At 36.2% G+C, this 12,518-nt stretch carries 13 protein-coding genes and 1 riboswitch; of the genes, 9 read left to right on the top strand and 4 right to left on the bottom strand.

Annotation, left to right across the window (positions count from 1 at the left end; all coding sequences use genetic code 11):
* Positions 1-11 precede the first annotated feature (11 nt).
* Positions 12-1,340 carry a zinc ribbon domain-containing protein gene (locus tag ACSAMO_RS01735; protein WP_499209678.1) on the top strand — a complete coding sequence of 443 codons (1,329 nt, stop codon included), beginning with the start codon at positions 12-14 and terminating at the stop codon, positions 1,338-1,340.
* A 219-nt stretch (positions 1,341-1,559) separates the two neighbouring features.
* Here the strand turns inward: ACSAMO_RS01735 and ACSAMO_RS01730 are convergent, their stop codons facing one another.
* The gene (locus ACSAMO_RS01730) at positions 1,560-2,558 is read right to left on the bottom strand and encodes a hypothetical protein (protein ID WP_499209677.1); all 999 of its coding nucleotides are present in this window, start codon (positions 2,556-2,558) and stop codon (positions 1,560-1,562) included.
* Positions 2,559-2,616: 58 nt separating this feature from the next.
* Between ACSAMO_RS01730 and ACSAMO_RS01725 the strand changes: the two genes are divergently transcribed.
* On the top strand, positions 2,617-2,760 hold the full coding sequence (locus ACSAMO_RS01725) for a hypothetical protein (RefSeq protein WP_499209676.1): 144 nt from the start codon (positions 2,617-2,619) through the stop codon (positions 2,758-2,760).
* Here the strand turns inward: ACSAMO_RS01725 and ACSAMO_RS01720 are convergent.
* Positions 2,753-3,034: an S-layer homology domain-containing protein gene (locus tag ACSAMO_RS01720; protein WP_499209675.1), complete on the bottom strand. Its 282-nt coding sequence runs from the start codon at positions 3,032-3,034 to the stop codon at positions 2,753-2,755. The genes ACSAMO_RS01725 and ACSAMO_RS01720 overlap by 8 nt on opposite strands.
* Before the next feature lie 200 nt (positions 3,035-3,234).
* On the opposite strand from ACSAMO_RS01720, the gene ACSAMO_RS01715 reads away from it, so the two are divergent.
* Genes ACSAMO_RS01715 through ACSAMO_RS01705 form a run of 3 tightly spaced genes read left to right on the top strand, consistent with a single transcriptional unit; the run spans position 3,235 to position 6,490 of the window.
* The gene (locus tag ACSAMO_RS01715) at positions 3,235-3,429 is read left to right on the top strand and encodes a PspC domain-containing protein (protein WP_022229398.1); all 195 of its coding nucleotides are present in this window, start codon (positions 3,235-3,237) and stop codon (positions 3,427-3,429) included.
* A 19-nt stretch (positions 3,430-3,448) separates the two neighbouring features.
* A complete protein-coding gene (locus tag ACSAMO_RS01710) occupies positions 3,449-4,135 on the top strand; it encodes a flavodoxin family protein (RefSeq protein WP_499209674.1) in 687 nt (228 codons plus the stop codon).
* A gap of 3 nt (positions 4,136-4,138) precedes the next feature.
* Positions 4,139-6,490 (top strand): M13-type metalloendopeptidase, encoded by a 2,352-nt coding sequence (locus ACSAMO_RS01705; RefSeq protein ID WP_499209673.1) that lies wholly within the window; start codon positions 4,139-4,141, stop codon positions 6,488-6,490.
* Between the two features lie 447 nt (positions 6,491-6,937).
* On the opposite strand, the gene ACSAMO_RS01700 is transcribed toward ACSAMO_RS01705, so the two are convergent.
* A complete protein-coding gene (locus ACSAMO_RS01700; RefSeq protein ID WP_499209672.1) occupies positions 6,938-7,102 on the bottom strand; it encodes a hypothetical protein in 165 nt (54 codons plus the stop codon).
* Positions 7,103-7,229: 127 nt separating this feature from the next.
* Here ACSAMO_RS01700 and ACSAMO_RS01695 point away from each other — a divergent pair, with 127 nt between their 5' ends.
* Together ACSAMO_RS01695 and ACSAMO_RS01690 are read left to right on the top strand one after the other, a co-directional pair.
* Positions 7,230-7,664 (top strand): NfeD family protein, encoded by a 435-nt coding sequence (locus ACSAMO_RS01695; protein WP_118446354.1) that lies wholly within the window; start codon positions 7,230-7,232, stop codon positions 7,662-7,664.
* A gap of 1 nt (position 7,665) precedes the next feature.
* Complete coding sequence (locus ACSAMO_RS01690) at positions 7,666-8,559, top strand: SPFH domain-containing protein (RefSeq protein WP_499209671.1); 894 nt, start codon at positions 7,666-7,668, stop codon at positions 8,557-8,559.
* 19 nt (positions 8,560-8,578) lie between these two features.
* Here ACSAMO_RS01690 and ACSAMO_RS01685 read toward each other — a convergent pair whose 3' ends face one another.
* Positions 8,579-8,881 (bottom strand): hypothetical protein, encoded by a 303-nt coding sequence (locus ACSAMO_RS01685; RefSeq protein ID WP_412579113.1) that lies wholly within the window; start codon positions 8,879-8,881, stop codon positions 8,579-8,581.
* Between the two features lie 119 nt (positions 8,882-9,000).
* Here ACSAMO_RS01685 and ACSAMO_RS01680 point away from each other — a divergent pair, with 119 nt between their 5' ends.
* Both ACSAMO_RS01680 and ACSAMO_RS01675 read left to right on the top strand, forming a co-directional pair.
* Positions 9,001-10,932 carry an aconitate hydratase gene (locus tag ACSAMO_RS01680; RefSeq protein WP_499209670.1) on the top strand — a complete coding sequence of 644 codons (1,932 nt, stop codon included), beginning with the start codon at positions 9,001-9,003 and terminating at the stop codon, positions 10,930-10,932.
* A 134-nt stretch (positions 10,933-11,066) separates the two neighbouring features.
* A riboswitch (cobalamin riboswitch) is annotated at positions 11,067-11,285 on the top strand.
* A 168-nt stretch (positions 11,286-11,453) separates the two neighbouring features.
* Positions 11,454-12,500, top strand: coding sequence for a prenyltransferase/squalene oxidase repeat-containing protein (locus ACSAMO_RS01675; protein ID WP_118446357.1), 1,047 nt, complete (start codon positions 11,454-11,456; stop codon positions 12,498-12,500).
* Positions 12,501-12,518 lie beyond the last annotated feature (18 nt).

Genomic DNA, 12,518 nt, shown 5'->3' with positions numbered 1-12,518 from the left:
GAGGTATTACAATGAATAAATTTTGCAAGAACTGCGGAAAAGAATTGGCAGAGGGGACTAAGTTTTGTATAAATTGCGGAACTAAAATTGAAAATGAAGAAAACAATAAAAAACATACGAAAAAGTTAATAATTGTATTGCTGATATTATTGATTGCGTGTCTTATAATTATATCTGTTGCTAAAAATGTTTTAACGCCTGACAGTCATAAAGAAAATGAGCAACAAAGTGAGCAACAAACAGATAACACTTTAGCAAAAACAACAGCCAAAACAAGCATGGATTACTCAAAGTATATAGGTACATATACAGTTAAAAATGAGGAAGGAACAAAATACGAATCACAGCACACATTAAAAATTAAAGAAATAGATGGAAAAATCATTGATTTTGAGTATGCGTATACACCTCCAAGACACGATGTGGAAATGACAGCGACTCAAGGAAACTTTATTGATGAAACTACCGCTTTGGCTGACGGAACATACAAGATTGACGGTCAGTTAAGTGAGATAGCCTACAAATTCAAATTTAATGAAAATTCCGTTGAGTGTAAATTTTACGAACCCGGAAAGGAAGACGGTGTTGAATATACTACATTTAATTTGGACGCAAAGGATAGCAGTAATTCTGGTTCCCAAACAGATGATTATACAGTTATAGACACATCAACAGGGACGGAAAATTCATATACCGAAGTTCATAAAAAAGGTACAGGAAGACAGTTTAAAATGACCATAGAAGAATTTATTGAAAAACACAATCAAATGGTGCAGGATAAAGGATATGCCGAAAAAGAAGAACAAGATAAAAGCTTTAAATGGGACGATGTGGCATTTTACGAGTATCCTATCAGTTTAGACCAAGCAATTGTTGAAGAAGCAAAAATATTTGGTGAAGATGTGATTGCTTACTCATTCTGGAATGTAAGTAAAAATTCCGGAGTGAACGATTCGGCATTGGGAGTATTATGTTATAAAGATACAAAAAAAATATTTATGGTTTTCTGCCAAGTATCAGATAAGTGGTATGAAGTAGATAATACGAGGTATGTAAAGAAAAAACAATCCGCAGAAACAATAGATGATTATGATAACTTACCTGTCAGATTTGTTGATTTCGCATCTGATGAAGCAAAAATTGTAAATCCTAAGATGAGTAATTTCAGTAGTCTATTAAAAGAAACGGGAACAAGAAATATTAATTATAAAGATAATGTTATGTACAAATTTTACGGCGGTAGTACCAAAAACGGATATGTAGCTCATTTGTTAGCAATGTGTGCGTGTGACAAAGACTTCAATGGTAATATTAATATGTATCTTAATAAAATGAAATGATACTCATATAAAAAACTCCGATGTATTTCACATCGGAGTTTTATCATGCAAAATTTATGCAACAGCATAGATTTTAACTTCGGGATTGCCATTCCAAAGTGGCTGTAAACCTACAAAAACATCATTTTTGAGTCGGGGGGCGAACATATTCTTGGACAATTTTATGCTGATAATTCAAGGCTATGTCTGTACTTTCAAGGCTCATTTTTTTGTATGTGTTTATTTGCTTAAAACAGTACCGTCTGCAATGGTTATTGTGTGACCGTTGAAGTTTATTGTACCGTTGTTTTCAAGACTTGTTACAGTACAGTCGCCTGTCAAAGTCCAAGTACTGTCGGAGTCGATTGTAACAACTGCATTATTATCAACAGCAGTGCCGTTTTGTGCGTTGTCAATGATGTTTATTGTACCTGTAAAATCAGATGAATCTGTAAGAGTCATATTAAGAGTGGAAACGGTATCTACTGCAATATCGCCGTTAAGCGTTTGATTTGACGCGGTAAATTCAACTTGTGCGCCGTTTGCGCCTGCTTTGCCCCAACCTCTTGCAGCGCTGTTACCTGTAACACGCATTAAATAAGCGTCAGCGTCTTTGTTGGTAATATCAACGTTTGACAAATTGATGATTGAGTGAGTATTTGTAATATAGAACATATCTCCGTTATTACCTGTCAGAGAACCGCCTGTCATATCAAATTCGGATGTTCCGACTTCTGCGTCACCTGACATTGATTGATAAATCATAACGTTGTGTACGTTTTCGTCAGAACTGCTGCCTTCCGTAGAACTCATATTGCCCGATATGTCACAATTATTAAGCTTGATTGAGTTTTTACCCTCAATTACAAGTGACTCAGAATTGTTTGCGGTAAGAGTGGCATTTGAAACAGTTATGTCGGCTGTTGAATATACGGCAGGGGAGTTGTAACCGTTTGAAGTATAAGTACCCTTGTCAACAACCACTGTACCGCCGCCTCTGTCCGAACGAATTGCTGCGGCAGAGTTGCCGCTTGTGTTTACAGTTAGGTTTGCAGCATTTGTTGTACCGCCGCCTGTTGTCTGAATACCTCCGGAATTATCGGCAGTTGTTGTAATAGTTGAATTGGATACGTTTACAGTTGTGCCTGTGCCGTAACTGAAGATACCGTTACCGTTTTGTGCAGATGAGTTTACTGTTGCATTTTTAATTGTAACATTAGCACCGTTTGTTGCAAGCAATGCGGCATTTTGACCGTAGAAATCGCCGTCCTCTGTATTTGACGAAGAACCTGCCGACTTGTCGACTGTTACAGAATCAAGTGTAACTGTTGCACCGTCAATACGAAGTGCGTTTTCGTCATCACCTGTTGAAGAATATGATGTTGATGAATATGTTCCGCCCTCAGTGATTGTTGTAGCAGATGTGCCTTGTGTTACATAATAAGCTGAGCACCTGTAACGGAGCTTTCAGGTGAAAATTCTATATCACTCATACCGGAAATAAGTCCTTTTACGTATGCTTGTGATACTACATTATAATACCAAGCATCACTTGCAACATCGGTGAACGGAATTGATACATTCATATCACCTTGCGGTTGTTCGCCGTTAGGCATTTGCGGTGGCTGTTCCGTAGTATCGGCAAATGCCTCAGGCATTATCGAAGTAAGCAAAGCCACTGTGATTAATAGAGTTGTAATTTTTTTCTTTAACATTTTAATTCCTCCTTTATTTCGTTTCCATAATTGAAGTATAAGACAGAAACCTTAAAAAAACATTAAAATTCAAAAATAAATATAAATTTTTTTTATAATCTATTTACATTAAAAAAATAAACATATATAATTAAGTAAAGATTTTACAATCAACAAATTATTTGTTTTGGGGAAAATATAATTAACGGAGGGTGATTATTATGAAAAAGTTATACAAATCTGATGTTGACAGAAAGCTCTGCGGTGTTTGCGGAGGAATAGCGGAATATTTGGGGATTGATTCAACGATAGTGAGATTAATTTGGGTTGTGCTTGTAGTTTTCTTCGGAACGGGAATTTTGGCATACATCATTGCCGCACTTGTTATTCCCGATTATCCGAATAAAATAATATAGTAATTTTGCGGAGGAAAATATGAATATAATACTTATTCGTTCCAATAAACGAAAAAACAGCACTACATATAATTCGGCTGAATATCTTATATCTAAGCTGGAAAATGTTGATAAAGTTTATGAATTTACTTTGCCGGAGGATATGCCGCATATATGTTGCGGATGTTATGCGTGTATAAAAGGCGATGAGGAAAAGTGCGGTGGATATAAATATTTGAAACCTATATTAGACGCATTCGATGATTCAAGTCTTATTATATTCTGTTCGCCTGTTTATGTAGGTCATATTCCCGGTCAAATTAAAAGTTTTCTTGACCATTTTGGATACAGGTGGTTGGTTCATCGTCCCGATTTTAAAATGTTGAAGAAACGAGCCGTTATAATTGCAAGTGCAGGCGGCGGAGGCTTAAAAGCAACGGTTAAAGACATAAAGGACAGTATGGATTATTGGGGAGTCGCAAGAACTTATTCTGTCTGTCAAGGTGTTTGGGGATATTTTTGGGACAATATGCCCGATAAATTTAAAAATTCGCTTTTGAAAAAACTTGATAAAACAGCAAGAAAAATAAATAAGACTTCCGAAAAGGTCACTATGTCATTAAAAGTTAAAATGTTATATACGATGTTTTCAAAATTGCATTTAAAAAGAAAAATGACAAATGTTGATGATGAATATTGGATTAAAAATTATAAAACGGAGTGGTAAAGGATGAAAATTAAAAAGGTAGTTTCGGGACTTTTGGCATTGTCAATAGCTGTTGGCAGTATGTATGTCGTATCAGCTAAAGACCAATATGTAACAAGAGGTCAGGTTGCGGATATGTTATTGGTTGCGGCAGACGATTATAACCCGAATGTGAAGAAAGAGGATATTATACAAGGATATGAGGACGGCGAACTTCACGAAGATTGGAATGTAACAAGAGCAGAGGCACTTGTTATGTTAAAGCGTGCTTTTGGAAAAATGCCTGAACTGAACGAGTACACAAAACGTATAGCAATACCTAAAGAAGATTTTACGGACATACCGAAGTGGGCAGAAACCGAACTTGCGGACGTATTTGACGCAGGTATTGTGGCAGGAACTTCTGAGGGAGTATTTTCACCTGATGAAAATGTAACCGATACTCAAATGGATTTGTTTATAAAAAGAACATATGCGGTTTTCGGCAGCAATTTAAAAGACGATTTTTATGCAACGGTTAATAAAGAAGCACTAAACAATTTTGAAATAAAACCCGGTAGATTGATTGCAGGTAATGCATACAGCTTAGATGATACAAATACAGAGCGAATAAATGATTTGCTGGCAAATATCATAAACCAATCACACGCAAAAGGTACGAAAGAACAGAAAATAGCTGACTTATACAACAATATAACAGATACGGAATCAAGAAATAAAGCAGGTATTACTCCAATAAAACAGTATCTTGATAAAATTGATGAAGCAAAGACAATTAAGGATTTGAACGAAATAAACAGTGAATTGATTAAGGAGCTTTGTATATCGGCATTGGGTGATTTTTCGGTAACGGCTGATTTTAAGGACAACACAAAAAATATACCGGATTTTTATATGATAGCACCGATATTGCCGAAAGACATATATATGTCGGACAATGCGGAGCAGATAAAAGCATACAAAGATTATTTGACTGAAAATTTAGTATTGAGCGGAGAAACTAAAGAAAACGCTCAAAAACATTCAGAGGCATATTTTGATTTTGAAAAACAGCTTGCCGAGAGTATGCTTGATACACAGGATAATGCTGATGTTGACAAAATATACAATCTGTATACATTGGAAGAATTGCAGAAAGCAGTACCGAATATGGATATTTCAAAAATATTAAAGGATTCGGAATTGAAGTATAACGGTAAAATCCTTGTTTCGGACGTTGGTCTGTTGGAGAAAAACGGAGAACTTTATAATAAAGACAATATTGATGTTTTAAAGACAAGAGCCAAACTTATAGTATTGTTGGGTTGGGGCGAAACGTTAAATGAAGAATTTACACAAGTGTCAACCGATTTCCAAAATGCGTTTTACGGAACAGAGGGAAGTTATAACGCGGAGGAAAAAGCAACTATAACAATAGAAAACGTTATGTATGACTATCTTGGCGAATTATATGCTCAAAATTATTTCAGCAAAGAGGCAAAACAAAATGTTGAGAAAATGATAAGTGACATAATAGATGTATACAGAACAAGGATTGAAAAGCTTACATGGATGAGCGATACCACAAAGGAAAAGGCATTGAAAAAACTTGATACAATGCAAATTAATGTAGGTTATCCGGAAGATGTTCAGTCATATATGGACGATGTTGAAATTAAATCAGCTGCAGACGGCGGAAGTTATTTTGAAAATATGCTTGCAGTCTCCAAAGAACAGGTGAAAAATTTGATTGAACATCAAGACGAACCGATAGATAAAAATGATTGGGGCATGGCTGTTTATACGGTTAATGCAATGTATGACTCATTGGCAAACAGTATAACATTCCCGGCTGGAATATTACAAGCACCTATATATGATGTAAAAGCGTCATATGAAGAAAATTTAGGTGGCATCGGATATATTATTGCACATGAAATTACACACGCATTTGACAATAACGGTGCTAAATTTGACGAAAACGGTAATGCGACTGACTGGTGGACAGAAGAAGATTACAGTGCATTTTCAAAACTTTGCAAGGATGTTGAAGCTTTTTATGACGGAGAAGAGGCGGCACCGGGAATTGCTGTGAACGGCGAGCTGACATTGAGTGAAAATATAGCCGATTTGGGTGCGGTATCTTGTATAACGGAAATAGTTTCTCACCTTGATAATCCGAATTACGAGGCATTATATAAATCAATAGCAAGAACATGGGCGTCAAGCTCAAGCCGTGAATATATGCAATATATTTCCCAAACAAATGTTCATTGCCTTGATAAATTGCGTACAAATCGTACTATTGTAAATGACCAGAAATTTTATGACACATTTGGCATAAAGGAAAATGACGGTATGTATGTCGCTCCTGAGGACAGAGTGAATATTTGGTAAAATAAAATATTAAGTTAAAGGCAATTCGGAATTTTCGGATTGCCTTTGTTTATTTTTGTGATAAACTAAAATTTGGAGATTACAATGGAGCTTGGAGTATTTAATGACAACACAGACAAATAAAAATACAGAAATATTGTTGCAGATAAGATTTATTGTGTAAAGTTTTAAATTTAATGTGGATTGGAAAGAAAGCATACAAACAGTTACAATCACAAAGAATACAGCAGTTGCTCCGACAATAGAACCGACTCGCGTCCGGAAATAGCAAACAAACTTGACAATATGGCGGATTATGATACAGTATATAATTTATAATACAGAAAAAGGAAAGTATTAAGGTACTTTCCTTTTTCTATGTACTACATTTTAAAAATTGTTTTAACGATACCTCTAAGACATTTTGGCATTTTTACGACAACGATTTTCATTTTTACCTACTCCTTTCTACCATTTAAACAAACACAAATACCCAAAAAGCAGAAGAAAAATCATTTCGATTACCGCAATAATAGCCATAGGAAGAAATGCTCCCGCTATCACACCTGCACAAAATGACAAAGCCGTCAGCCCAACTGCCTTTGAACAACCTCTCATACAACAATTAAGCATATATCCCACCTCTGTAATCTTTTAATATATAATATGTAAAAGAAAAACATATGTGAAAAATATTTTTGAAAAACTATTGTAAGTTTATAACTTTTAATATATAATGAAATAGAGGGAGGTTATAGTTATGGAACAGGCTGTAATATGGATTTTGGGAATAATAGCGTTTATTATTCTTGAGACAGTTACTTATCAGCTTGTCAGCATTTGGTTTGCAATCGGTGCATTAGGCGGAATGATTGCGGCATTTTCAGGTGTAAATTTCTATGTTCAAATGGCTGTGTTTATTGCGGTATCATTTATTTGTATACTGTGTTTACGACCGATTTCAATGAAATTTTTCAAACCGAGAAATGTTGAAACAAATGCTCAAAGTTTGGTTGGTAAAGAGGTTTTGATAACGAGCGATGTCGATAATATCAGAGGCTTGGGAGAGGGCAAAGTTGACGGAAAAGTCTGGACTGTAAGAAGTATAGACAACTCTCATGTACTCAAAGGTGAAACGGCTGTTATTGAAAAAATTGAGGGTGTAAAACTTATTGTAAAGAGAAAGGATGATTAAAATGCCATTAGCAATTATACTTTTATTAATCATTATATTGGTGATTATTGTAGCAAATATCAAAATAGTTCCACAGGCACATTCATACATTATTGAACGTCTTGGCGGTTACTATGCAACATGGGGTGTCGGACTTCATTTTAAAGTGCCGTTTATAGACAGAATTGCGAAGAAAGTTAATTTAAAGGAACACGTTGTTGACTTTCCACCGCAACCTGTTATAACAAAGGATAACGTAACAATGCAGATTGATACGGTTGTTTATTATCAAATAACCGACCCAAAATTGTTTGCATATGGTGTTGAAAGACCTATGATGGCTATTGAAAATCTTACTGCAACAACATTAAGAAATATTATAGGTGATCTTGAACTTGATGAAACATTGACATCACGTGATACTGTAAATACAAAAATGCGTGCAATTCTTGACGAGGCAACTGACCCATGGGGTATTAAGATTAACAGAGTTGAACTTAAAAACATTATGCCTCCTGCTGAAATTCAAGACGCAATGGAACGTCAGATGAAAGCCGAAAGAGAAAGACGTGAATCAATACTTCGTGCAGAGGGTGAAAAGAAATCTGCAATTCTTTTGGCAGAGGGTGAAAAAGAGTCTGCAATACTTCGTGCAGAGGCTAAAAAACAAGCCGCTATTAAAGAGGCGGAAGGTGAAGCTGAAGCAATTATCGCTGTACAGACAGCCGTTGCCGAAGGTATCAGAAGAATTAACGACTCAAATCCGAGTGAACCGTATATTGCAATAAAGGCACTTGAAAGTTTTGAAAAAGCCGCTGACGGCAAGGCTACAAAGATAATTATACCGTCGGAAATACAAGGACTTGCAGGACTTGTAACATCAATAAAAGAAATAGCAAAAAACGAAGATAAATAATTTAAAAAGCTCCCAAAATTTATTTTTGGGAGCTTTTTACGTTGTCTAAAATTATACACGAATTATCAGCGGACATTTTATGAAGAATCATACCTATTTCGTCATTCTCACTTTTATCGCTTATCAATATATCACTTTCAGGATTTGCCGAAATAATCGAACGTATCTGACCTTCAATATTAATATCGGAATTATGTACTTCAAGAAGAATTTTCGTTTTAATATGGTTTTTCAAAAGTGCCGATGTAATTTCTTTTACAAAGAAGTATATTCCCATAGTACAAAACACGGTAAACAATGCAATAAAACATATATCCATCATATCTAAAACACCTCCGCTTTATAATATGCGGTTTTAAATAAAAGGTGTGTATGACTTGACAAATACATAGGATTTGTATTAAAATAATATAGAAAAATGAGTTTACGGAGGAAGTTGTTATGGGACAAACATTAACAGAAAAAATACTGTCTGCACATCTTGTTGAAGGTGAGATGGTAAAAGGCAGTGAAATCGGAATTAGAATTGACCAGACCCTTACACAGGACGCAACAGGTACAATGGCATATCTTGAGTTTGAGGCTATGGGTGTGCCAAGAGTAAAAACAGAGCGTTCTGTTGCATATATTGACCATAATACATTGCAGAATGGTTTTGAAAATGCTGATGACCATAGATTTATCGGCAGTGTCTGTAAAAAACACGGAATTTACTTCTCAAGACCCGGTAACGGTATTTGTCACCAAGTACATCTTGAGCGTTTCGGTATTCCGGGTAAAACACTTATCGGTTCGGACAGCCATACACCGACAGGCGGCGGTATAGGAATGATTGCCATAGGTGCAGGCGGTATGGACGTTGCTGTTGCAATGGGCGGAGGTACATATTACATTACTTGCCCGAAAGTCGTTAAGGTAAATCTTACAGGCAAACTTCAACCGTGGGTTGCCGCAAAAGATGTAATTTTGGAAGTTCTAAAGCGTCTTTCTGTTAAGGGCGGTGTAGGCAAAGTTATCGAATACTGCGGTGAAGGAGTTAAAACTTTGTCAGTTCCCGAAAGAGCAACTATTACAAATATGGGTGCGGAACTTGGTGCAACAACATCAATATTCCCATCAGACGAAATAACACATGAATTCTTGAAAGCGCAAGGCAGAGAAGAGGCATACACACCTCTATGTGCAGACGCAGACGCTGTATATGACGAAGAAGTTAATATAGACCTTAGCAAACTTGAACCGCTTGCAGCTTGCCCTCATTCACCTGATAATGTTAAGTCGGTAAGCGAGCTTAGTGGTATGAAGATTGACCAAGTTTGTATCGGTTCATGTACAAATTCATCACTTCTTGATATGATGAAAGTTGCACATATTCTAAAAGGTAAGACTGTTAATCCTGATGTTTCTCTTGCAATCGCTCCGGGTTCAAAGCAGGTTTTGAATATGCTTGCAAATAACGGTGCTTTGGCTATTATGATTGACGCAGGTGCAAGAATACTGGAAAGTGCTTGCGGTCCTTGTATAGGTATGGGACAGTCACCTAATTCAAAGGGTATTTCACTAAGAACGTTTAACAGAAACTTTGAAGGCAGAAGTGGTACAAAAGACGGTCAGATTTATCTTGTATCACCTGAAACAGCTGCTATTTCAGCTCTTACGGGTGTATTTACAGATCCGAGAACACTTGGTGACGCGGCTGATATAACATTGCCTGAAAAGTTCACTATAAACGATAATATGATAGTTCCTCCGGCAGATGAAAAGGATATGGACAGTATTGAGGTACTTAGAGGTCCTAATATTAAGCCTTTCCCTGTATCAGAGCCGTTAGCTGAAACAATAGACGCAAAATGCTCGCTAAAGGTCGGCGATAATATCACAACAGACCATATTATGCCTGCCGGTGCAAAGATTTTGCCGTTGCGTTCAAATATTCCTAAGATTTCGGAATTCTGTTTTGCTGTATGTGACGAAAAGTTCCACGACAGAGCGCTTGAACTTGGTAAGAGCGTAATTGTCGGCGGTTCAAACTACGGACAGGGTTCTTCAAGAGAACACGCTGCACTTGCACCGTTGTATTTGGGTGTTAAGGCAGTTATCGTTAAGTCATTTGCAAGAATTCATATGGCTAATCTTATTAATGCCGGTATCGTGCCGCTAACATTTGCAAATGAATCGGATTACGATAAGATTGACCAAATGGACGAATTGAAGATTGAAAATATCGGTAAGCAAATTGCCAACGGTAAAGTTATTAAGGTGACAAACGTAACAAAAGGCTTTGATTTTGAGGTTAATGCAGATTTGTCAGACCGTCAAAAAGAAATGCTTTACGCAGGCGGACTTCTAAACTATACAAAACAAAATTCATAATGTAATTCAAAAATGCGATGCTTTTAGGTGTCGCATTTTTTGTGTTATAAGGTATAAAATATGTGAATGTCAAGTATAACTTTAGTAATATAGCACATTGACGGTACATATTTTTGATGATATAATACTAAAAAATGAATAATCACACAAAGTGTCGGCTATATTGTATGGGTATAGTCGGTGAAAAGGGAATCGGGTGAGAATCCCGAACGATAACAGTCGCTGTATGTATTGAAGTTTTTATATTTTTTGATGAAAGTCAGTCATTGGGAAACTGAGAAGGCGAATATAAAAATGTTAAGCTTGCTTTATATAATACGAGTCAGAAGACCTGCTTTGATACTGCTCCGTACTTATTGATGTTGTCAATATAGGAGCAGTAGTATCGTACGCTTATATAAATGTATTAAGCGTGTTGTTTGCGTGCCGATATGTGATATACACAGGAAAACTCTGCTGTGATAATTTGAAAAAATTATCACAGCTTTTTTTATTTGATTTTACAGAAACGGAGCGTATTAATGAAAAAAATAATATCTTTAATTTTATCGTTTGTTTTGATTTCATCTGCAAATGCTTTTGCGGTAAGTATTGACGATATAAACAGCGTCATAAGTGATACGGAAAAATATTTATATGATAATTCGCAAACTCCTACCGTATCATCGATAGGCGGTGAGTGGCTGATAATGGGACTGAGCAGAAATGGCGGTGATATACCTGTCGGCTATTATGAGAATTATTACAACAATGTTGTCAATTATGTAAAAGAATGTGGCGGTGTATTGCATAACAAAAAATATACCGAATATTCAAGAGTTATAACTGCACTCACATCAATCGGAAAAGACCCTCAAAATGTCGGTGGATATAATTTATTACTTCCTTTAGGAGATTTTGAAAAAACTACTTGGCAAGGTATAAACGGTGCAATATGGGCATTGATTGCACTTGACTGCGGACAGTATGATATGCCGTACAATACCGATGCACAAATTCATGCAACAAGAGAAATGTATGTTGAAAAGATTATAAACAGTCAGCTTGATGACGGTGGATGGTCACTTTTGGGCAGTGGAGAGAGTGATGTTGATGTTACGGCAATGGCTCTGCAAGCACTTTCAAATTATACGGATAATTCCGAAGTGTCAAATTGTGTGAACAAGGCAATTTCTTTTTTATCGGCAAGTCAAAATGAAAACGGAGGATATTCAAGTTGGGGTACGGAAAATTCCGAAAGCTGCGCACAAGTCATTGTTGCACTTTGTGAACTCGGAATATCGCCTTTTGATGAACGCTTTGAAAAGAACGGCAAGAATTTAGCGGATAATTTAATGTCGTACTATACAATAGGCGACGGTTTTAAACATACATACGACGGTGACGGTTCGAATCAAATGGCAACAGAACAATGTTTTTACAGTTTGGTGTCGCTAAAACGATTTATGAACGGCGATAATTCGCTTTATGATATGAGCGATGTCTGCAATATATCACAAGATGAAATTAATGTGATAAAAAACAGTTTACAGTTTGTAATGATGAATTTGATTTTGCTTAGAAAGTAATAATTTTCAGGAGATATT

It is taken from the genome of Ructibacterium sp. SJQ-7 (assembly GCF_054696575.1).
Note: the sequence above shows the minus strand (reverse complement) of the source record. Positions and strands in the feature narration are given on the sequence as shown.

Excerpts from the sequence above, each read along its gene's own strand:
- ACSAMO_RS01720 (WP_499209675.1), bottom strand. The coding sequence starts at position 3,034 with ATGTTAAAGAAAAAAATTACAACTCTATTAATCACAGTGGCTTTGCTT.
- ACSAMO_RS01710 (WP_499209674.1), top strand. The coding sequence starts at position 3,449 with ATGAATATAATACTTATTCGTTCCAATAAACGAAAAAACAGCACTACA.
- ACSAMO_RS01705 (WP_499209673.1), top strand. The coding sequence starts at position 4,139 with ATGAAAATTAAAAAGGTAGTTTCGGGACTTTTGGCATTGTCAATAGCT.
- ACSAMO_RS01715 (WP_022229398.1), top strand. The coding sequence starts at position 3,235 with ATGAAAAAGTTATACAAATCTGATGTTGACAGAAAGCTCTGCGGTGTT.
- ACSAMO_RS01685 (WP_412579113.1), bottom strand. The coding sequence starts at position 8,881 with ATGATGGATATATGTTTTATTGCATTGTTTACCGTGTTTTGTACTATG.
- ACSAMO_RS01695 (WP_118446354.1), top strand. The coding sequence starts at position 7,230 with ATGGAACAGGCTGTAATATGGATTTTGGGAATAATAGCGTTTATTATT.
- ACSAMO_RS01680 (WP_499209670.1), top strand. The coding sequence starts at position 9,001 with ATGGGACAAACATTAACAGAAAAAATACTGTCTGCACATCTTGTTGAA.
- ACSAMO_RS01690 (WP_499209671.1), top strand. The coding sequence starts at position 7,666 with ATGCCATTAGCAATTATACTTTTATTAATCATTATATTGGTGATTATT.
- ACSAMO_RS01700 (WP_499209672.1), bottom strand. The coding sequence starts at position 7,102 with ATGCTTAATTGTTGTATGAGAGGTTGTTCAAAGGCAGTTGGGCTGACG.
- ACSAMO_RS01735 (WP_499209678.1), top strand. The coding sequence starts at position 12 with ATGAATAAATTTTGCAAGAACTGCGGAAAAGAATTGGCAGAGGGGACT.
- ACSAMO_RS01675 (WP_118446357.1), top strand. The coding sequence starts at position 11,454 with ATGAAAAAAATAATATCTTTAATTTTATCGTTTGTTTTGATTTCATCT.